Consider the following 20,365-nt stretch of genomic DNA (forward strand, 5'->3'; position numbering starts at 1 on the left):
CATGAGCTTCCTCGACTTCGTTCCCTACCTCGTGTCCGGGCTCGGCGTGGGCGCGGTCTACGCGCTGTCGGGCGTGGGCCTCGTCGTGCTGTACCGCGCGTCCGGCGTGCTGAACTTCGCGTTCGGCGCGATGGGCGCGACGGGCGCTTATGTCGCGGCCGCCTGTCTCGACGCCGGCTATCCGCAGGTGCTCGCGTGGTGCGCGGCGGTCGCCGCGGCGACCGCGACCTCGCTCGTCTACGGCCTCGTGTTCGCGCCGCGCCTCGCGGCGCGCGACCGGGTGGTGCGCAGCGTCGCGACGCTCGGCTTCGCGCTGATGCTGCTCGGCTTTTGCGAGTGGTACTGGGGCGACACGCCGCGCCGCCTGGTGCTGCCGACCGACGCGCAGGCGCTCGACTTCGGCGACGTGCGCTTCACCTACACGCGCCTCGTCGGCCTCGCGCTCGCGTTCGCGATGATGGCCGCGATCGGCGTGCTGCTCGCGCGCACCCGGCTCGGCCTGCAGATGCGCGCGCTCGCGAACCAGCGCGACCTGAGCGCGCTGCTCGGGATCCGCGTGCTGCGCGTCGACGCCGCCGCCTGGGTGATCTCCGGCGTGTTCGCGGGCATCACCGGTCTGCTGCTCGCGAACCTCGTGCGCCTGCAGGCGGCCGTGCTGACCTTCCTCGTGATCCCGGCCTTCGCGGCGGCCATCGTCGGCCGGCTGTCGTCGCTGCCGGCGACCGTCGCGGCCGGCGTCGCGATCGGGCTCGCCGAGGCGCTCGCGATCACGGTGCCGGGCTTCGCCGAATACCGCAGCGCGACGCCGTTCCTGATCGCGCTCGTCGCGATGCTGTTCATCGGTTCCACCTCGGGCGGCTCGGCCGCGAACGCATCATGAAACTGTCCTCCGTGTTACCGGGCCCCACGCAGGCCGCCGCTGCCGCGCCGCGTCCGGCGGGCAACCGGCGGCCGCTCGTCGCGATGCTCGGCACGCTCGCGCTGCTGGCGCTCGCCGTGCCGCTGCTGGCCGACGCCTACTGGCTCAAGACCCTGACCTCCGCGCTGATCCTCGGCATCGCCGCAGCCGGCGTCGCGATGCTGTACCGCCAGCTCGGGCTCGTGTGCCTGTCGCAGTACGCGCTGCTCGGCGTCGGCGGCTGGGTCGCGCTGCGCCTCGCGCATCTCGGCGCGCCGTTCGAGCTGTGCGTGCTGGCGGGCGGCCTCGCGGGCAGCGTGCTCGGCATGATCGCGGGGCTCCCGGCGCTGCGTCTGCGCGGCCTCTATCTCGCGCTCGTCACGCTGATGATGGCGGGCGGCTTTCAGGTGATGGTCAGCGCGATCGGCTTTCCGGACGGCGGCGACGGCTTCACCGGCCATCTCGCGTTCGGCGCGCGTCAGATGATGGCGCGCCCGCCGCTCGGCCAGGGCGACGCCGCGTACTTCCGCTACGTCGCCGCCTGGGCCGCGCTCGCCTTCGCGCTGCTCGAACTGCACCGGCGCGCGAAGGCGGGGCGCTCGTGGGCGCTGATCCGGCGCGGCGAGACCGCGGCGCTCGCCGCCGGGGTCAACATCGTGCTCTACCAGACCTGGGCCTTCGGCCTCGCGGGCCTGCTCGCGGGCCTGGCGGGCGGCCTGCTCGCCGGCAGCGTCGGCCAGCTCGACGGGCGCGCGTTCGCCGCGTCCGAATCCGTGCTGCTGTTCGCGCTGACGGTGGTGGGCGGGGTCTATCACTGGTTCGGCGCGCTGCTGGCGGGCCTGCTGCTGCGCGCGGTGCCGGCGCTGCTCACCGATTTCGGCGTGAACGGCTATCTTGCGATGATCTTCTTCGGTGCGGCGCTGCTGCATGCGTTCGTCACCGCACCGGCCGGCATCGCGGGCCAGCTCGCGGGGCTCGCCGCGCGCGTCGGCGCATGGCGGAGCGCGCGCGGGCACGGAGGCGCGCGATGATCGAGATCTCGAACCTGACCGTGCAGTTCGGCGGCACGCGTGTGCTCGACGCGCTCGACGCGACGCTCGCCGCGCCCGTGTGCGGGCTGATCGGCCCGAACGGCGCGGGCAAGACGACCCTGCTCAACGTGCTGAGCGGCTTCCTGCGGCCGCGCGCGGGCCGCATCGCGCTCGACGGCCGGCCGCTGCTCGACCTGAGCGTCACGCAGCGCGTGCGCGCCGGCGTGCGCCGCACCTTCCAGACCGAGCAGATCGTCGAGGACCTGAGCGTGCACGACAACGTGCTGGCGCTCGCCGAGCACGTGATGCCGCTCGCCGCCGCGCGCGACGACGCCGCGCGCGCGCTCGAACAGGTCGGCCTGGCGGACGTCGCGGCGCTGCCGGGCGCCGCGCTGAACCTGTATCAGCGACGCCTGCTGGAGCTGGCCAAGGCGCTCGTCGGCGCGCCGCGCCTGCTGCTGCTCGACGAGCCGGGCGCGGGCCTCACCGAGGCCGAGGCGGGCCGCCTGCGCGAGCTGGTGTGCGCGATTCCCGACACGAACGGCGCGCAGGTGCTGCTGATCGACCACGACGTCGACCTGATCGCGGCGACCTGCACGGAAACCCTGGTGCTGGATTTCGGCCGGCGGCTCGCGCTCGGCCCGACGCGCGCGGTGCTCGACGACCCGCAGGTGCGCAGCGCCTATCTCGGCAAGGAGTACGACGAACATGCGGCTTGAAGCGAAGGATCTGGTCGTGCACCGCGCGGGCAAGCCGGTGCTGCACGGCGTGTCGGTGCAGGTCGCGCCGGGGCGGGTGACGGCGCTCGTCGGCGCGAACGGCGCGGGCAAGTCGACGCTCGTGATGAGCCTCGTGGGCGCGCTGCCGGTGAGCGCGGGCGAGGTGCGCCTCGACGGCGCGCCGCTCGGCGCCGCGCGGCCCGAGACGGTGCGCCGGCGCGGCGTCGCGGTGGTGCCGGAAGGGCACCGCGTGCTCGGCGAGCTGTCGGTGCTCGACAACCTGCGCGCGGCGGGGGCGTTCCTGCCCGCGCGACGCCTCGACGACGGGATCGAACGCGTGCTCGCGATCTTCCCCGAACTGAAGGCGAAACTCGGCGCGCGCAGCCGCGACCTGTCGGGCGGGCAGAAGCAGATGGTGTGCGTCTCGCAGGCGCTCGTCGGCGCGCCGCACACGCTGTTGATCGACGAACTGTCGCTCGGGCTCGCGCCGGCGGTGACGAAGCGGCTCGCGCAGGTCGTCGCGCGGATTGCCGAGGAAGGGGTCGGGGTGCTGCTGATCGAGCAGTTCACGACGATCGCGCTGGCGCTCGCGACCGATGCCTACGTGCTCGAACGCGGCCGGGTCGCGTTCGCGGGCGCGGCGCGCACGCTGCGCGAGCGGCCCGAGATCCTGCACGGCAGCTACCTCGCGTCGAAGCCCGCGGCGTGAGCGTCGCGCGCCGCGCGCTGCCGCACGAATTCGCGCGGCGTCATGCCGTAGCGCGACTTGAAGCTCCGGCAGAAGTGCGCGCTGCTGCTGAAGCCCCAGCTGAACGCGATGTCGGAGATGGCGGGCTTCGCGCCGCGCGCGTGGTCGAGCGCCTCCTTGCAGCGTTCGAGGCGGCTGAGCCAGATGTAGCGGTCGATCGTCACGCCCTCGTCCTCGAAGATCCGGTGCAGGTAGCGCTTCGAGCAGCGCAGCGCGGCCGCGATCTGGTCGAGCGACAGGTCGGCGTCGGCGAGGTGGCCGTGGATGTACTGCTTCACGCGCACGCGCAGCACGGCGGGCAGGGTGACGGGCGCGCCCTGCGCGTCTTTCTGGGCAGTCAGCGTCGACACGATCAACCCCAGGATGGTTTCGGACAGCGCGTTGCCGGTCGCGCCGGGCAGCGACGGCAGCTGTTCCGACAGCGAGACGAGGAACGACGAGAGCAGCGAGAACAGGCCCTTCAACTCGAACTCGCGCGCCTCGGAGGTGTGCAGGTCGGGCACCGCGAAGCCGCCGAGCTGGCGACGCGGGATCTGGATCGCGAGCTGGCGGACCCGCGTCAGGTTCGAGATGCTGTAGGGCACCTTGGGGTCGTAGAGGCTCCAGTCGCCCGCGTGCAGCCTGAACACGCGGCCGCGCTGTTCGATCTCGCTCGTGCCGCTCAGCTGCAGGATCAGCTTGAAGTAATCGGAGCCGTGGTCGTGCAGCGCCGCGAGCGGCCGCACGATCTGGTGCGCGGGCGCGGCGATCGTGAAGACGCGCATCGGGCCGATCTCGTACTGGCCGAGCTGCGCGTCGAACGCATCGGTGTCGTCGCAGCGCGCATCGAGCCCGCCGAAATACTGCGTGACGACGCGGCCCCAGGCGCGGCCGCGGGACGCGGGCGATTCGCCCGCCGTCGTGAAGAATCTGCCATTCACCATCTGCTCCTTGCGAGAATCCGACGGGGCCGGATCGGGACAGCGGCATCCGGCATGCATGCCGGATATAGTTAGCATATTAAATATCAATCGACTGGAAAATCCGGTTTACTCCCGAACCGCGCCGGATGCGAATCCGCGCGCCGCGCGTCGGGCGATCGTCAGAATCCCGAAGCAAACGGCGCGCGGCCCGGCCGCGCATCGCGCGGGACCGGGCCGCCGATAAACCGGGCAGGGCCGTCTAGAAGCGCGTCAGCATGCCGAGCCGCCCGAGGAACTGCGTGCGCGAACTCGACTGCGCATTCGGCCCCATCACGCCGTTGATCCAGGCATCCGCGCCGACGCTGCCGCCCGCGAGCTGGTAGACGGCCTCGACATACACGGAGGTGCGCTTGGACAGCGCGTACTGCACGGCCCCCGTGAGCTGGTGCGCGTAGTTGTGGTCGAGCTGCGCGTTGCCCTTCATGTACTGGTAATTCGCGCCGATCGTCCACGGTGCGCCCACGTAGCGCCCGCCGACCTGCACCACGTTGATCGCGGCGCCCGTCAGCGTGTTCTTCGTGTTGGTGTAGAGCAGGTTGAGATCGACCAGCGTGAACGAGTAGCGCGCGCCGAGGCCCCAGTTGCGGATCCCATCGTGGCCGTTGTTCATCTGCGGATACTTGACCTCGACATAGGCCGCGCCGAGCCCAAAGTGGTCGCCCTCGTACTTCACGCCCGCGCTGATCGTGCTGTTCGCGGCCAGACCGCCCGGCTGGTTGCTGAAGCCGTACAGCGCACCGAACACGACCCCGCTGAGGTTCGCGCTCGTGTACTTCACCGAGTTCGCCACGCGCGACGAGCCCGCCATCCGGTCGAAGTCGAACGAGCCCGTCGGGTTGTCGGGGATGCCGAGCTTCGCGAACGGGCCTTGCCGGAAGTTGTACAGGCCGCCGTACTGGAACGCACCGTCGAACGAGCCGAAGTTCAGCGTGTCGGTCATGAAGTCGTATTGCTGGCCGAACGTGACGCTGCCGAGCCGTTCGTTCGACAGGCCGACCATCGCCGTGCGCGAGAACATCGCGCCCGCGGCCGGCAGCGCCGCGCCCGTGCCGAGCGCGTACTGCGAGGTCAGCTCGAACACCGCCTTGGTGCCGCCGCCGAGATCCTCCGTGCCTTTCAGGCCCCACAGGTTCGGCACGGCGATGCCGTCGTCGAAGTAGAGGCTGCGCTTGCCGCCCTCGTTGCTGACGTAGGACACGCCCGCGTCGATCAACCCGAACAGCGTCACGCCATCGGACGCGTGCGCGCCCGCCGCGACAGCCAGGCCGGCCATCGCCACCGTTAACTTTTTCATTGCGTCTCCGTCCGTCATTTGTTTTGTGGTCCTGCGGATCGACTCGACCGATCTCCGGGACGGAGTGTGAAACACGACGCGGCGGCAATCTTCACCGACGACGCACAAAGACTGTTCCCACCGCGCACACGGCGCGATGGCGCATCGCAACGGAAGGGGAGGGGAAACGGTGGGGGACCGGGCGGGCGACGCGCGTCGCGCCGCCCGCGGCGGGCCTCAGCCCGGGATGACGCGCGCGGCGTCCGCCGCGGCCAGCAGTTCGTCGACGCTGCGCGCGCGCAGATAGCGCGCGGGCTGATCGTCGTCCGCGATCGCGCGGAAGTGGGCGTCGGCGCACTGGATCTTGCGCTGCTCGCGACCGCGCTGGGCCTCGTCGAGGCGGCCGACCCGGGTCTCGACGACGAAGCACAGCTGCTGCGCGCCGCCCTCCTCGACCAACACGGCCCAGTCGGGCTTGTACGGGCCGAGCGGCGTCGCGATCTTGAACCAGCCCGGCAGCTTCGCGTACAGCTTCACCGCCGCGGCTTCCTCAAGCGCGTTCGCGAACGCCAGCTCGACGTTCGATTCGCACACCACGTCCTCGTGGATCGACTTGCGCGCGTCGCGCCGCAGGTTCTTCAGGTAGCCCGTCAGCTTCTCGTCGTCGAACAGCGACAGCGCGTACGCATGCTTCTCGCCGAGCCGCCGGTACGTGATGCCGTCGACGAGCGCCTGGCGCTTGCAGCGGTTCACGGTATCGGCGACCAGCGCGATGAACTGCTGCGGGTTGTGCCGGAACGCGTCGAGGCGGCCGCTTTCGAGCAGGATCGTCGCGATCGTGCGGCGCGTGAGCTGGGTGCGGTCCTGCAGTTCGGTCAGCAGGTCGGGCAGGGCGATCTCGCCTTCGTCGATCACCACGGTGCCCGCGCCGTCGGTCTCGGTCGCCTCGACGCCCGCCTTGCCGATCGAGATGTCCGCCTTGCGCCATTGCAGCCGCGCGCGCGCGATCTCGGGCGCGGCCTGCAGCGCCGCCACGCAGTCGCGCGCGAGCTGCGCGCTGTCGAACTGCACGCAGTAGGTGGTGCGATGGCGGATCTTGTCCCACAACGCGCGGAACGCCTCGCCGAGATAGACGGCCTTGCCCTCGCCGTCGCGGCGCGGCGCGATCTGCCGGCGGTCGTCGGCGTTGCGCACTTCGAGCCGCCCCGACAGCTTGCGCAGCACGTCGACGATCTGGCTGCGCTGCGCGTCGAACTCGGGCGGCAGCACGAGCGCGCCGCTCTTCAGCGCGAACTTCAGCGTGTCCTGCACCTTGCCGTGGGCGTCGAGGTAGCCGTGCGCGCGCAGATGCGCCCACAGCGCCTGCGACGCGTCGACGCCGAGCAGGCGCGGCTCGCCGTCGGCCGACCAGGCGGTGAGCGCCGCGAACTGGTGCGGCTCGACCACCCCGAAGCGGATCCCGGTGTCGGCCTCGATCTCCCGCTGCAGGTTGTCGGCGAACTGCTCGTAGCTTTCGTTCGCGATCACCGTCAGCGTGTTGATGTCGAAGCCGCGCACCCGCTCGCCGTGCTGGTTCACGCACAGGCGCAGGCCGCGCCCGATGGTCTGGCGGCGTTCGCGCTCGGTGTGGATGTCGCGCAGCGTGCAGATCTGGAACACGTTCGGGTTGTCCCAGCCTTCCTTGAGCGCCGAGTGCGAGAAGATGAAGCGCAGCGGCGTGTCGAACGACAGCAGCCGCTCCTTGTCCCTCATGATCAGGTTGTAGGCGCGCTCGGCGTCCTCGCGGCTGCTCGCGCTGCTGGTGCTGGTGTCGGTCCAGCCGCCCTTGCGGTCGATCGAGAAATAGCCGTCGTGCGCGTCCTGCGCGGCCGCCGCCACGTCCACGCCCTCGAACAGCGCGCGATACGCGGGCAGCTTCGCCGCGCGGCCGTACTCCTCCTCGAAGATCTGCGCGTAGTCGCCCTTGGCGGGCCGGCCGGCCGCGTCGTACCGCCGGTACTTGTCGACGGTGTCGATGAAGAACAGCGACAGCACCTTCACGCCGAACGGCCGCAGCCGCCGCTCCTTGTCGAGATGCTCGCGGATCGTGCGGCGGATCATCTCGCGCTGGATCGCGAGCGCATCGACGTCCGCGTGCGCGTCGCCGAGCGACAGGAACGCCTCGCCGCCCGGATAGCGCAGCTCGATGTACTCCGCGCCGCGCGCCGTGTGGATCTCGCCGATCCGGTAGTCCGCGTAGACCGCGCGCTGCGCGACCCGCTCGAGGTCGTCGCCGTCGGCCACCGTGACCGCCTGGCGCACCACGCCCGCGGGCGTCGCGAGGTCCAGCTCGACGCGCGCGGAGATCGCGCCGCGCCGGTTCGCGACCGACACGAGCCGCAGGTACGGCTTGTTGTGCGCGTCCTCGACGGTCGCCGAGGCGATCTCGATCTGCTTGACGAGCTTGCGTTCGTACGCGTCGACCGCATCGAGCCGGTACACCATCTGATACTTGTCGGCGTGGGTCGCCGAATAGCGCAGCGTGCACAGCGGATGCATCGCGTCGAGCGCCTCCTTGCCGCGCCCGTCGAGGCCGCCGTCGACGCTCTGCGGCTCGTCGACGATCACGATCGGACGGGTCGCGCGGATCAGGTCGATCGGCTTCTCGCCGCCCGTCTTCTCGCTGTCCTTGTAGAGGTTGTTGACGTCCTTCTTGTTGATCGCGGCGACCGTCACCACCATGATCTGCACGTGCGCGCTCGCGGCGAAGTTGCGCACCTCGCCGAGCCGCGCGGAGTCGTACAGGAAGTAGTCGAACGGCACGCCGCCGTAGAGCCCGCGGAAATGCCGCTCGGTGATCTCGAGGGTCTTGTACACCCCCTCCTTGATCGCCACCGACGGCACCACGATCACGAACTTGGTGAAACCGTAGCGGCGGTTCAGCTCGAAGATCGTGCGCAGGTACACATAGGTCTTGCCGGTGCCGGTCTCCATCTCGATGGTGAAGTCGGTCGCATACGGCGTGCCGGTCGGCGGCAGGCCGCCGTGCAGCTGGACGCGCGCGAGATTGGCCGCGAGCGCGTCCGGTTCGAGCGTCACGCGGTTGCCGACGCCGAGGTCGGACGCGCTCATGCCGAGCGCGATCTGGCGCGCCGGGCCGCCGCGCCGGCCGCGCGCGGCGTTGACGCTGAATTCCGCGCGGCAGGTTTCCTGCCCGCTGAACAGCCCGCAGACCGCCTCGATCGCTTCGAGCTGGTAGTCGAGATCGGGTTCGAAGTGCAGCTGCATCTCAGCGTTCCCCCGCACCGTGGCCGCGCGACGCGGCAAAGCAGACGAGCGCGCGCATCACAGGCTCCGGATCTGCTTGACGCCGTGCTGCTCGAGCAGCGCCGACAGGTTGACCTTCGCGACGTCGTCGATGAAGCCGTTGTCGCGGAACACGCAGCGCACCTCCTGCGGCGCGATGCCGCGCGCCTCGAGCAGCGCGACGATGCCGTCGGCGAGCGCGTCGGCGTCGTGGCGCGTGATGCGCGCGTCGAAGCACGCGATCAGCGCATCGCCGACCACGTGCACCGACTTGCCCGCCACCGTCAGCGTATCGATCGGCGCGCACAGGTCGAGGCCGCGCTTGAGCATCAGCTCGTACAGCAGGTCGTGGTCGGAGCGGCCGTCCTTGATGTGCTCGACCGAGGCGAGCAGCGACTGCTGCACGTCGTCGCCGTGCGGATCCCACTCGACGACATTGGTCGAATCGAGCCGGAACACGCGGAAGCCGAGATCCGCGCGATGCCCCGGATACTCGGCGTCGATCCGCTTCGCCGCGCGCCGCAGCCGCTCCTTGGTGATCTCGGCGAGGTTGCGCGGCTTCTTCAGCTTCGCGCAGAACTCGGCCGCCGCCTTCTGGTCCTTGCTCGCCGCGTCGAGCGGCTCGGGCAGCTGCACCAGCACGTAGCGGCGCCGCGCGCCGTCGGCCGCGTTGAGCGCCATCACCGCGTGCGCGGTGGTGCCCGAGCCGCCGAAGAAATCGACCACCAGGTCGTCGCCGCTCGTGCACCAGCCGATCAGCGAGGCCGCGAAATCGGTCGGCTTCGGCTGGTCGAACGGAATCTCCAGTTCCTTCAGGCGTGCGTCGTCCGAGCCGCCGAACGGCAGGATCGACGGCACGTTCTCATACATGTTCTCGTCGAGGTAGTAGATCCGCTGCGGCTGGGTGGTCTCGTCCGCGCCGAACGCGATCAGCCCCTTGTCGAGCAGCTCGCGCATGGTCGCGGGCGGATTGCGCCAGCCGCGCTCCGGCACCGGGCAGGGCCGCCCCGTGCCCGGGTGGACGAGCGGGATGAAATAGTCGTCGGGCGCCTTCTTCTTGTTCGGCCACGCCATCGACACCAGGCGGAACACGCGCCCGTCGGCCGAGATCCGGTCGTACATCGCCTCGCCGCCCGACAGCGTGGTCTGCGCGCGCAGCCAGGCGCGGTAGGCCAGGGTCGCGTCCGCGCCCGATGCGCTGGCCGCGAGCGCGTCGCGCGCGGCGTCGAGCATGCGCTGCGCGTTGCGCTTGGGCCGCTTGAGCGGCGCGTCGTCGAACAGCCGGTCCGCGTTGCGCGCGAACAGCACGATCGATTCGTGCTGGTACGCGATGCCGCGCGCGTCGCCCTTCGGATTGCGCTTGTCCCACACCGCGACGCCCAGCTCGTTCTCCTCGCCGAAGATCTCGCGCATCACGAGCACGAGCGCGTGCGCCTCGTGCTCGTCGATGTGCACGGCGATCAGGCCGTCGTCCGCGAGCAGGTCGCGCGCGAGCTTCAGGCGCGGATAGATCATGTTGAGCCAGTCGGTGTGGAACCGGCCGTTGGCCTCGGTGTTGCTGCTCAGCTTCTGGCCGCCCGCGGCCTGGCCCGTCAGCGCGAGATAGTGGCGCAGGCTGTCGGTGAAGTTGTCGGGATAGACGAAATCCTTGCCGGTGTTGTACGGCGGATCGATGTAGACGAGCTTGACCCGGTTCGCGCAGCTTTTCTGCAGCAGCTTCAGCACTTCGAGGTTGTCGCCCTCGATCATCAGGTTGCGGGTGGCGGCCCACGCGACGCTCTCGTCGGGGCAGGGACGCAGCGTGCCGGACGAGGGCGTGAGCGCGAGCTGGCGCGCGCGGCGCTTGCCGTGCCAGTGGAACCCGTATTTCTCGTCGGCCTCGCTCACGGCGCGTTCGCCGACCAGCTGCCTGAGCGCGTCGAGATCGAGGGCCGCGCCCTCCGGTCCTTCGGTCACGCATTCCGGAAACAGCGCCCGGAGCCGCTCGAGGTTCTCGGCCGCGAGATTCGTGGAGTGGGCTTCCGGACTGGACGCCTCGATTTTCTGCATCATCTTTCCCATCAATTGCCTGTCTGCGTGCCGCGCGCGGGGAGGCCCGGCGGCGGCGAAGGCGAAACGCTAACGATCCGCGCGGCGCAGGTCAAGGAGCGGATCCGCATGGATCCGGTTGAGAAGGGGCATGCGCGGCGAACCGGGAACCGGGGCGGGAAAAGATGTGGATAACTTTTCCGCCGGGCTGTGCGCGCGCGAACCCGCGCCGGCCGATCCGGATGCGGCGCCCGGGATCGCGTCCGGGCCCCCTCAAGTCAAGCGCCGAAGTATACCGGGCGGACCGGCCGCGGCCGATCCGGCGGTGCGGCGCGCCGTCGCCGGCGGGGCCGGGCCGGGTCCGGACGAAGGAGCAAGGGACGGACGGCCGCGTCGCTCAGCGCAAGCCGGCCGCGACGCGCCCCATCATGTCGATGCCGGTGTCGAACAGCCGCCCGAAGAACGGGATCATGTTCGGCAGCATCAGCTGCACGAGCAGCAGCCCGACCAGCATCGTGACCGGGAAGCCGACCTGGAACACGCCGATCTGCGGCGCGGCGCGGTTCAGGATGCCGAGCGCGAGGTTGGCGATCAGCACCGCGGCGACCACCGGCAGCGCGAGCAGCAGGCCCATCGCGAACACGGCCGAGCCGAACGCGGCGATGGCGCGCCAGCCGGGCGCGTGCAGCAGGTCCGCCGACACCGGCAGCAGCTGGAACGATTCGGCGAGCGCGGCGAACACCTGGAGATGGCCGTCGAACGCGAGGAACGCGAGCAGCGCGATCGCGTTCAGGAAACGGCCGAGCACGGGCGTCGCGCTGCTCGCGTGCGGATCGAAGAAGGTCGCGAAGCCGAGGCCCATCTGCAGCCCGATGAAGTCGCCCGCGGCCTCGATCGCCGCGAACACGACCTGCATCGTGAAGCCGAGCGCCACGCCGATCAGGAACTGGTTGACGAGGATCCAGATGCCCTGCGCGGAGAACACCGTCACGTTCGGCAGCGGCCCGAGGGTCGGCGCGACGATGATCGCGATGAAGGCCGCGAGGCCGACCTTCACGCGCGCCGGCACGCTCGCGTGGCCGACCACGGGCGCGGTCGCGACGAGCGCGAGGAAGCGCACGAACGGCCACATGAACGCGGTGAGCCAGCCGTTCAGCTGGGCGTAGGTGACGGAGAACATCGGGCGGGGCGCAGCGGCGGGCTCAGCCCGCGCCGAGCGTCGCGACGCGCAGCAGCATCTCGCGCGTGTAGTCGAGCATGGTCGACAGCATCCAGGGGCCGGCGATCACGAGCGTGACCGCGACGGCGAGCAGCTTCGGGATGAACGACAGGGTGGTCTCGTTGATCTGGGTCGCCGCCTGGAACAGGCTCACGACGAGGCCGACGCACAGCGCGACGAGCAACAGCGGCGCGGCGAGCAGCAGGCCGACGTACATCGCCTGGTGGGCGAGCGTCATCACGTTTTCGGGCGTCATCGCGCGTCTCCTCAGGTGAAGCTTTGCGCCAGCGAGCCGATCAGCAGCTGCCAGCCGTCGACCAGCACGAACAGCATCAGCTTGAACGGCAGCGAGATGGTGGCGGGCGACACCATCATCATCCCCATCGACATCAGCACGCTCGCGACCACCATGTCGATGATCAGGAACGGGATGAAGATCGTGAAGCCGATCTGGAAGCCCGTCTTCAGCTCGCTCGTGACGAACGCGGGCACCAGCAGCGACAGCGGCACGTCCTCCGGGCCCTGCATCGGCGCGGCCTTCGAGATCTTCGCGAACAGCGCGAGATCGGCCTCGCGGGTCTGCTTGAGCATGAAGGTCTTGAACGGCGCGACGCCGCGCTGCACGGCGTCGTCCATGCCCAGCGCGCCGACCGAGAACGGCTTGTAGCCGTCGTTGTAGGCCTTGTCGAGCACGGGCGACATCACGAACAGGGTAAGGAACAGCGCGAGGCCGACCATCACCTGATTGGGCGGGGTGGTCGTGGTGCCGAGCGCCTGGCGCAGCAGCGACAGCACGATGATGATGCGCGTGAAGCTCGTCATCATCAGCACCATGGCCGGCAGGAACGACAGCATCGTGAGCAGCAGCATGGTCTGCACGCTCAACGAATAGGTGGTGCCGCCGTTCGGGCCGGGGCTCGTGTTGAACGCGGGCAGGCCCGCCGTCTGGGCGAGCGCGAGCGCGGGCGCGAGGCCCAGCGCGAGGAGCGGGAGGTAGCGCGCCGCGCGGCGCATCACGGTGATCATCATCGGACTACGGTCGGGAGAGGGGAGCACGGCCGCGCGCGCGGCGCGGCGGCACGGAGCGCCGCGCATGGTCAGCGGTTGCGCCCGAGGCGCTTGCCGGCCTCGCCGCGCAGCGCCTCGCGGAAACGCTGGCCGAAGCTGCCGGACGGCGCCGGGTCGTCGGCGGGCTCGGCGGGCTCGGCGATGCCGGTCGAGCCGGCGGGCAGCGTGTGCAGCAGCCGCACGTTGCCCGGCGCGACGCCGAGCACGAGCCAGGTGTCGCCGATCTCGACGACCGTCGCGCTTTCCTTGCCGCCGACCGCCACGCTCGCGACCACCTTGAGCGCGCCGCCGCGGCGCGTGGGCTGGAAGCCGAGCCGGCGCGCGAGCCACGCGCAGCCGAACACGAGGCCGATCACGACCGCGAGCCCGACCAGCGTCTGCATCACCGCGCCGACGCCGAGCGACGGCGCGGCCGAGCCGACCACCACGCCGGACGCGACCGACGCGGGATGGTTGACCGCATCCATGTCGGCCGCGAAGCCGACGCCGGACTGCAGCGCGGCGGCCAGCGCGACGCCCGCGAGCGCGACCCGTCGCATCATCGATTGAGCTTCCGGATCCGTTCCGACGGCGTGATGATGTCGGTCAGCCGGATCCCGAACTTGTCGTTGACCACCACCACCTCGCCCTGCGCGATCAGGCAGCCGTTGACGAGCACGTCCATCGGCTCGCCGGCCATGCCGTCCAGCTCGACCACCGAACCCTGCGCGAGCTGCAGCAGGTTGCGGATCGCGATCTTGGTGCGGCCCAGCTCGACGGTCATCTTGACCGGGATGTCGAGAATCATCTCGATGTCGTTGTGGGTCGAGGTCGCGGCCGCCTTCGACAGCGGCTGGAACACGCCCGCGCCCGATGCGCCGGTCTCGATCGGCTGGTCGTTCTGCTCGGCGAGCGCCGCCGCCCAGTCGTCGAGGCTCGCCTCGCCCGAGGCGGCAGCCGGCGCCGCCGCATCGGCCAGCGCGGCATCGGCCAGCGCCTGCGGATCGTCCGCGCCCGTCGTGTCGTTCAGTTCAGTCATATCCCCTTTCCTTCATCGTGTCGCTGGCGCCGATCATCTTCTGCACGCGCAGCGCGTATTGGCCATTGAAAATGCCGTAGCCGCATTCCATCACCGGCACGCCGTCGACCTTCGCGGTGATCGTGTCGGCGATGTCGAGCGGCAGCACGTCGCCCGTACGCAGATTCAGGATCCGCTCGAACGTCGTGGGAATTTCTGCGAGGTTCGCGGTCAGCTCGACCTCGGCCGACTGCACCTGCTGCGACAGCACGCGCACCCAGCGGCGGTCGACTTCGAGCGCCTCGCCCTGGATCGGCGAACTCAGCACGTCGCGGATCGGCTCGATCATCGAGTAGGGCATGCAGATGTGCAGCGTGCCGCCCGTCGGCCCGAACTCGATCGAGAACTGGGTGACGATCACGATCTCGTTGGGCGTCGCGACGTTCGCGAACTGGGTGTGCATCTCCGAGCGCACGTGCTCGAACTGCAGCGGCCGCACGCTTTTCCAGGCGCTCGAGTACTGCTCGAACACCAGGTTCAGCAGCTTGCCGATGATGCGCTGCTCGGTCGCGGTGAAGTCGCGGCCCTCGACCCGGGTGTGGAAGCGCCCGTCGCCGCCGAACAGGTTGTCGACCACGAAGAACACCAGGTTCGGATCGAACACGAACAGCGAGGTGCCGCGCAGCGGCTTCACGTGCACCAGGTTCAGGTTGGTCGGGATCGGCAGGTTGCGGGTGAACTCGCTGTACTTCTGCACCTTCACCTGGCTCACCGAGATTTCCGCGGTGCGCCGCATGAAGTTGAAGATGCCGATCCGCAAGAGTCGCGCGAAGCGGTCGTTGATGATCTCGAGGCCGGGCATCCGGCCGCGGACGATCCGTTCCTGCGTCGCGATGTTGTACGGGCGCACGCCCGACGCATCGCGCTGCTCGGATACGGAATCGGTCTCGCCTGTAACGCCCTTGAGGAGTGCATCGACCTCCTCCTGGGACATGAACTCTTCGTGGCCCATGCGCGCTCCTTTGCCGGCGGCGTTATTGGACGACGAACTCGGTGAACAGCACGTCGTCGACGCGTGCGCTCTGATTGCCCGGCTGGGTCGGCTCCTCGATCAGCTTCTTCAGCTCGCCCGCGAGCGCCTGCTTGCCGTCGATCGTCGCCAGTTCTTCCGGGTGCTTGGCCGACAGCGCGAGCAGGATCCGGCTGCGGATCTCCGGCATGTGCTGGGTCAGGTGCTCCTGCGCCTTCGCATCGGTGAGCTTCAGCGACAGGCCGACGCGCAGGTAGTGCTGCACGCCGTCGTCCGACTGCAGGTTGACGGTGAGCGGCTCCAGCGCGAAGAAGGTCGGCACCGGCAGCGGCGCCGGCGCGCTCGCGGCGGCGCCCGGGTGCGCGCCCTGCTTGCCCATGAACACGTACATGCCGCCGGCGGCCGCGGCCGCGGCGCCGAGCCCGACCAGGACGATAAGCGCGAGGCGCTTGAACTTGCCGGTCGGCGCGGGTTTGTCTGCGGGCTGGTTTGCGGTCGTGGTGGCCATGTGGATGCGTGCGTGATGACTCGTAGCATGCATTGTTCGGCATCCGGGCCCGGCGCGATGGGCGGAATAGAAGGGGGAATTCCGGCTATCTCAGCCGTTTGTCAGTGCCGATGTCAGGCGGATGACAGCTTCGGCGGCCGCCGGGCGCTAGATCGGCAGCAGGGTCAGGAGCGGCGCGAGCAGCACCATCGCGACCCCGGCGATCATCATGGTGAGGCTCGACACGACGCCCTCCTCACTGCCGATCTCGCGCGCCTTGGCGGTGCCGACCGCGTGCGCGGCGGCGCCGAACAGCGCGCCGCGCGCGAGCCGGCTGCGCAGCGGCAGCAGCGCGAGCACGAGCTCGCCGATCAGCATCCCGCACACGCCGGTCGCGATCACGAACAGCGCCGTGAGGTCGCGCGGCGCGTGGATCCGGTCCGACACCGCGAGCGCGAACGGCGTGGAGATCGAGCGCGTCATCAGGCTGCGCTGCAGCTCGGGCGACAGGTGCAGCAGCTTCGCGAGCAGCAGCGAGCCGCACAGCGCGGCGGCGATCCCGACCGCCACGCCGACCGTCAGCGACAGCCAGTGTCGCCGCATCAGCGCGCGGTATTCGTAGATCGGCACGGCGAATGCCAGGGTGGCCGGGCCGAGCAGCCACATCAGCCAGCGGGTGTCGTGGAAGTACACGGCATACGGGGTGCCCGTCAGCGCGACGAGCGCGACCAGCACCGCGGGCACCATCACGAGCGGCGAGAACAGCAGGGTCTTGCGGCGCGCGTAGAGCCGCTTCGAGGCGAAATAGAGCGCGATCGTGAGGACGAAGCAGCCGGCCGACCAGGCGGCGCTGGCGACGGGCGTGGCGGGCAGGGCGGCGAAGGCGAGCATGGCGGCGGGCGGCTCAGGCGGCCGCGGCCTTGGGCGTGGGCGCGCCCGGCCGGGCGCGGCGCCGGTCGGCGCGCCGGCGCCGCAGCGCGAGGCGGCGCTCGAAGCCCGCCGCGACGTCGACGGCGACCGCCACGGCCAGCATCACGAACGCGGTGCCGGCGACCACGACGAGCGCCAGCCGCCAGCCGTCGACGCGGAACAGCCCGCCGTACTGGACGGCCGCGACGGTGGCCGGGATGAAGAACAGCAGCATGTCGGACAGCAGCCAGTTCGCGCCGTCCTGGATCCAGCCGGGCGCGACGCCGCCGCTCCACAGCAGCGCGAGCAGCACGGCGAGCCCGATCACGCCCGACGGCACCGGCAGCCCGCTCGCGCGCACGGCCCAGTCGACCGCGAGCCACAGCGCGCCGAGCGCGGCGGTCTGCAGCACGATCCGGCCGGCGCGGGCGGTGGGGATGGCGGCGGCAAACGGCTTCGACATGACGGTTCCAGACGGTTTCAACGGACCGGCCCAGTATAAATTTCACCCCGTCATAAATAAAATGACTTGAATCTATTAAAATCATTCCATATTGGAATTCAGAGACCGGGGAGACGGCCATGGAACTGCGGGCGCTGCGTTATTTCGTCGAGGTGGTCCGGCAACAGAGCTTCACGGCCGCGGCCGAGCTGATGTTCGTCACCCAGCCGACCATCAGCAAGATGGTGAAATCGCTGGAGGACGAGATCGGCTCGCCGCTGCTGCTGCGCGACGGTCGCCAGATGGTGCTGACGGATGCCGGGCGCATCGTGTTCCAGCGCGGCCAGGACGTGCTTGCCGCGCAAGCGCAGCTGCGGGCCGAGCTGAACGATCTCGGCACGCTCGGGCGCGGCGAGCTGACGATCGGCATCCCGCCGCTCGGCGGCTCGCTGTTCACGCCGGCGATCGCGGCGTTCCGCCGGCGCTACCCGAAGATCGAGCTGAAGCTGTTCGAGCAGGGCGCGCGCGCGATCGAGGCGGCGCTCATGGCGGGCGAGCTGGAGCTGGGCGGTGTGCTGGAGCCGGTCGACCCGGCCGTGTTCGAGGTGCTGCCGATGGTGCGCGCGCCGCTGTGGCTGGTCTCGCGGCGCGGCGCGCGCTGGGACGAGGCGGCCGCGGTGCCGCTCGCCGACCTCGCGGGCGAACCGTTCGTGTTCTACGGGGAAAGCCTCGCGCTGCACGACGCGGTGCTCGACGCATGCCGCCGGGCCGGCTTCACGCCGTCGATCGTGAGCCGCAGCGGCCATTGGGATTTCATGGCGGCGCTGGTGCACGCGGGAGTCGGCATCGCGCTGCTGCCGGAGCCGTACTGCCGGCGGCTCGACTCGGCCGAGTTCAGCTGCCGGCCGATCGTCGAGCCCGAGATCAGCTGGGCGATCGCGGTCGGCTGGCTCAGGAAGGGCTACCTGTCGCATGCGGCGCGCGCGTGGCTCGACGTCGCGCGCGAGACCCGGCCGGTCGACCCGGGCGACGATCTCGTGTTCGGCGGCCTGCGCGCGCGCTGAGGCGCGGCGCTCAATGCCCGAGCGCGGGCCCCAAGCCCTTCTTCGGCTTGGTCACCCAGACCAGCAGCGAGAGCCCGATGAACGCGAGCCCCGACAGGTAGAAGAAATCGTTGGTCGCCATCATGAAGCCCTGCTGCGTGACGAGCTGGTTGATCTGCGCGCTCGACACCTGGCCGACGACGCCGAGCTGCGCGAGCGCGTCCTGGTAGGCGGTGGTGTTCTGCGCGTAGACGTTGACGGATTCCGACAGCACCGCGTGGTGGTAGATCGCGTCGTTCTCCCAGTAGGTCGAGCTGACGGCGGTGCCGATCGCGCCCGACAGCGTGCGCAGGAAGTTCGACAGCCCGGACGCGCTCGCGAGCCGCTCGTCGCTGATGCTCGACAGCGTGATGGTGGTCATCGGCACGAAGAAGCACGCGACGCCGATCCCCTGCACGAGGCGCGGCAGGATCACGTGGTTGAACGGCACGTCGAGCGTGAAGGTGGAATTCCAGAACGACACGCCCGCGAACACGACGAACGCGAAGCTCGCGACCATCCGCAGGTCGAGCCGGTGCAGGTTGCGGCCGATCAGCGGCGACAGCACGAGCGCGAGCAGGCCGACGGGCGCGGTCGCGAGGCCGGCGATCCCGGCCGTGTAGCCCATCACGGTCTGCAGCCACAGCGGGAAGATCACGACCGAGCCGAAGAAGGCCATGAAGCCGAACGAGATGATCAGCGCGCCGAGCGCGAAGTTGCGGTCCTTGAACAGCGACAGGTCGACGATCGGCTCCTTCTCGGTGGTCTCCCACACCAGCATGAACGCGATCGCGACGACCGCGATCAGCGCGAGCGCGACGATGAAGCGCGAATTGAACCAGTCGCGGTCCTTGCCGAGGTCGAGCATCATCTGCAGGCAGGACACGCCGATCACGAGCAGCGCGAGCCCGATCGCGTCGATCCGCTGCCGGGTGGTCTTCGTCTCCCTGCCGCGCAGCAGGAAGTATGCGCACACGGCCGAGAAGATCCCGATCGGCAGGTTGATGTAGAAGATCCAGGGCCAGGTGTAGTTGTCGGTGATCCAGCCGCCCATCACCGGGCCGAAGATCGGCGCGACGATCACCGTCATCGCCCACAGGCCGAGCGCGAGGCCGCGCTTCGCGGGCGGATAGCTGCGCATCAGGATGGTCTGCGAGAGCGGCACCATCGGGCCGGACACGAGCCCCTGCAACAGCCGGAACGCGATCAGCGACTCGAAATTGGTCGCGAACCCGCACAGCGCGGACGCGATCGTGAACGCGAGCACCGACAGCGTGAAGAGCCGCACCTCGCCGACCCGGCGCGCGAGCCAGCCGGTCAGCGGCACCGCGATCGCGGAGGCGACCGAATACGACGAGATCACCCAGGTGCCTTCGCTCGTCGCGACGCCGAGGCTGCCGGAGATGGTCGGCACGGCGACATTGGCGATCGAGGTGTCGAGCACCTCCATGAAGGTGCCGAGCGCGAGCCCGACGGTGAGCAGCGCGAGCACGCCGCCCGATAGCGGCGCGGGTTCGGCGGAAGCAGTGGCGGGGGCCGTCGCGGCCATGAGTCTCTCCCAAGGAGCGCGCGCGCCCCGGCATGGTTCGGGCGGCCGGATCATGCATGCAGAGTCGGCTTCTGCCCAGACAGATAAATAAGCGTCCACTGAATAAATCGATGACTGCGCCGCGCGGCTAGCGCGCCGGCGGATCCTCCTGCTTGACGCACGCGCGGCCGTCCGGCGGCCCGTTGGCGATGAAGCGCTGCAGGAGCGCGGTGAGGGTGCTCAGTTCGTCGGCGGAAAAGCCCGTGAGCTGCGCGTTCAGTTCGCCCGCGATCACGCCCGGCAGCGCACGCGCCGCATCCGCGCCGCGCGCGGTCAGGCTCAGCTCGATCACGCGCCGATCCGACGCGCTGCGCGCGCGGCTGATGAAATCCTTCTTCTCGAGGCGGTCCAGCAGGCGGGTCATCGAGCCGCTGTCGTACGACAGCTTGCGCGACAGCTCGAACGGCGTGCGCGCATTGCCGCGCGCGAGCAGCAGGATCACGCCGATCTGCTGCGCCGTCAGGTCGAGCGGCCCGAGCGCGCGGTCCATCCGTTCGAACAGCGCCTGGCGCGCCTTCGTCAGGTAATAGCCGAGGCTCGATTCAAGCTCGATGTGCTGGGGATCGTAGAGTTCGCTCATCCGGCATGCCGGGGTCGGT

Annotated in this window: 20 protein-coding genes; 5 read left to right on the forward strand and 15 right to left on the reverse strand. The window is 70.0% G+C overall.

All coding sequences use genetic code 11. From position 1 onward, the window contains the following. Nucleotide 1: 1 nt before the first annotated feature. The 4 genes from AC1RQF_RS03925 to AC1RQF_RS03940 are packed head-to-tail and all read left to right on the forward strand — an operon-like array spanning nt 2 to nt 3,357. A complete protein-coding gene (locus AC1RQF_RS03925) occupies nt 2-880 on the forward strand; it encodes a branched-chain amino acid ABC transporter permease (RefSeq protein ID WP_492871355.1) in 879 nt (292 codons plus the stop codon). Then, nucleotides 877-1,929 carry a branched-chain amino acid ABC transporter permease gene (locus AC1RQF_RS03930; RefSeq protein WP_492871356.1) on the forward strand — a complete coding sequence of 351 codons (1,053 nt, stop codon included), beginning with the start codon at nt 877-879 and terminating at the stop codon, nt 1,927-1,929. The genes AC1RQF_RS03925 and AC1RQF_RS03930 overlap by 4 nt, the downstream gene beginning before the upstream one ends. Next, nucleotides 1,926-2,648 (forward strand): ABC transporter ATP-binding protein, encoded by a 723-nt coding sequence (locus tag AC1RQF_RS03935; RefSeq protein ID WP_492871357.1) that lies wholly within the window; start codon nt 1,926-1,928, stop codon nt 2,646-2,648. Before AC1RQF_RS03930 ends, AC1RQF_RS03935 begins: the two co-directional genes overlap by 4 nt. Then, nucleotides 2,638-3,357, forward strand: coding sequence for an ABC transporter ATP-binding protein (locus tag AC1RQF_RS03940; RefSeq protein WP_273999761.1), 720 nt, complete (start codon nt 2,638-2,640; stop codon nt 3,355-3,357). Before AC1RQF_RS03935 ends, AC1RQF_RS03940 begins: the two co-directional genes overlap by 11 nt. Here the strand turns inward: AC1RQF_RS03940 and AC1RQF_RS03945 are convergent. From AC1RQF_RS03945 to AC1RQF_RS04005, 13 genes are all read right to left on the reverse strand, one after another. Then, a complete protein-coding gene (locus tag AC1RQF_RS03945; protein WP_492871358.1) occupies nt 3,330-4,319 on the reverse strand; it encodes an AraC-like ligand-binding domain-containing protein in 990 nt (329 codons plus the stop codon). The two genes, AC1RQF_RS03940 and AC1RQF_RS03945, sit on opposite strands and share 28 nt — an antisense overlap. Nucleotides 4,320-4,557: 238 nt before the next feature. Next, nucleotides 4,558-5,652, reverse strand: coding sequence for a porin (locus AC1RQF_RS03950; RefSeq protein WP_273999763.1), 1,095 nt, complete (start codon nt 5,650-5,652; stop codon nt 4,558-4,560). Nucleotides 5,653-5,868: 216 nt separating this feature from the next. Then, complete coding sequence (locus AC1RQF_RS03955; protein ID WP_492871359.1) at nt 5,869-8,898, reverse strand: type III restriction-modification system endonuclease; 3,030 nt, start codon at nt 8,896-8,898, stop codon at nt 5,869-5,871. Nucleotides 8,899-8,955: 57 nt separating this feature from the next. Further along, on the reverse strand, nt 8,956-10,968 hold the full coding sequence (locus tag AC1RQF_RS03960; RefSeq protein ID WP_273999765.1) for a site-specific DNA-methyltransferase: 2,013 nt from the start codon (nt 10,966-10,968) through the stop codon (nt 8,956-8,958). A 373-nt stretch (nt 10,969-11,341) separates the two neighbouring features. After that, nucleotides 11,342-12,124 carry a flagellar biosynthetic protein FliR gene (fliR, locus tag AC1RQF_RS03965; RefSeq protein ID WP_273999767.1) on the reverse strand — a complete coding sequence of 261 codons (783 nt, stop codon included), beginning with the start codon at nt 12,122-12,124 and terminating at the stop codon, nt 11,342-11,344. A 22-nt stretch (nt 12,125-12,146) separates the two neighbouring features. Continuing rightward, on the reverse strand, nt 12,147-12,419 hold the full coding sequence (gene fliQ, locus AC1RQF_RS03970) for a flagellar biosynthesis protein FliQ (protein ID WP_273999769.1): 273 nt from the start codon (nt 12,417-12,419) through the stop codon (nt 12,147-12,149). An 11-nt stretch (nt 12,420-12,430) separates the two neighbouring features. Further along, a complete protein-coding gene (gene fliP, locus AC1RQF_RS03975) occupies nt 12,431-13,192 on the reverse strand; it encodes a flagellar type III secretion system pore protein FliP (RefSeq protein ID WP_273999771.1) in 762 nt (253 codons plus the stop codon). Nucleotides 13,193-13,260: 68 nt separating this feature from the next. Further along, on the reverse strand, nt 13,261-13,773 hold the full coding sequence (fliO, locus tag AC1RQF_RS03980) for a flagellar biosynthetic protein FliO (protein ID WP_492871360.1): 513 nt from the start codon (nt 13,771-13,773) through the stop codon (nt 13,261-13,263). Then, nucleotides 13,770-14,249 carry a flagellar motor switch protein FliN gene (fliN, locus tag AC1RQF_RS03985; protein WP_273999774.1) on the reverse strand — a complete coding sequence of 160 codons (480 nt, stop codon included), beginning with the start codon at nt 14,247-14,249 and terminating at the stop codon, nt 13,770-13,772. The genes fliO and fliN overlap by 4 nt, the downstream gene beginning before the upstream one ends. Further along, a complete protein-coding gene (fliM, locus tag AC1RQF_RS03990; protein WP_273999775.1) occupies nt 14,242-15,240 on the reverse strand; it encodes a flagellar motor switch protein FliM in 999 nt (332 codons plus the stop codon). The genes fliN and fliM overlap by 8 nt, the downstream gene beginning before the upstream one ends. A gap of 22 nt (nt 15,241-15,262) precedes the next feature. Further along, the gene (fliL, locus tag AC1RQF_RS03995) at nt 15,263-15,799 is read right to left on the reverse strand and encodes a flagellar basal body-associated protein FliL (protein ID WP_273999776.1); all 537 of its coding nucleotides are present in this window, start codon (nt 15,797-15,799) and stop codon (nt 15,263-15,265) included. A gap of 114 nt (nt 15,800-15,913) precedes the next feature. Beyond that, on the reverse strand, nt 15,914-16,636 hold the full coding sequence (locus tag AC1RQF_RS04000) for an LrgB family protein (RefSeq protein WP_273999777.1): 723 nt from the start codon (nt 16,634-16,636) through the stop codon (nt 15,914-15,916). 13 nt (nt 16,637-16,649) lie between these two features. Further along, nucleotides 16,650-17,117 carry a CidA/LrgA family protein gene (locus AC1RQF_RS04005; RefSeq protein WP_273999778.1) on the reverse strand — a complete coding sequence of 156 codons (468 nt, stop codon included), beginning with the start codon at nt 17,115-17,117 and terminating at the stop codon, nt 16,650-16,652. A 119-nt stretch (nt 17,118-17,236) separates the two neighbouring features. Between AC1RQF_RS04005 and AC1RQF_RS04010 the strand changes: the two genes are divergently transcribed. Beyond that, nucleotides 17,237-18,160 carry a LysR family transcriptional regulator gene (locus AC1RQF_RS04010; protein WP_273999779.1) on the forward strand — a complete coding sequence of 308 codons (924 nt, stop codon included), beginning with the start codon at nt 17,237-17,239 and terminating at the stop codon, nt 18,158-18,160. Nucleotides 18,161-18,170: 10 nt separating this feature from the next. On the opposite strand, the gene AC1RQF_RS04015 is transcribed toward AC1RQF_RS04010, so the two are convergent. Both AC1RQF_RS04015 and AC1RQF_RS04020 read right to left on the reverse strand, forming a co-directional pair. Further along, nucleotides 18,171-19,727 (reverse strand): DHA2 family efflux MFS transporter permease subunit, encoded by a 1,557-nt coding sequence (locus AC1RQF_RS04015; protein WP_273999780.1) that lies wholly within the window; start codon nt 19,725-19,727, stop codon nt 18,171-18,173. 127 nt (nt 19,728-19,854) lie between these two features. Continuing rightward, a complete protein-coding gene (locus AC1RQF_RS04020; RefSeq protein WP_273999782.1) occupies nt 19,855-20,346 on the reverse strand; it encodes a MarR family winged helix-turn-helix transcriptional regulator in 492 nt (163 codons plus the stop codon). Nucleotides 20,347-20,365: the final 19 nt, after the last annotated feature.

This window comes from Burkholderia sp. GW821-FHT14F03 (genome assembly GCF_058803765.1).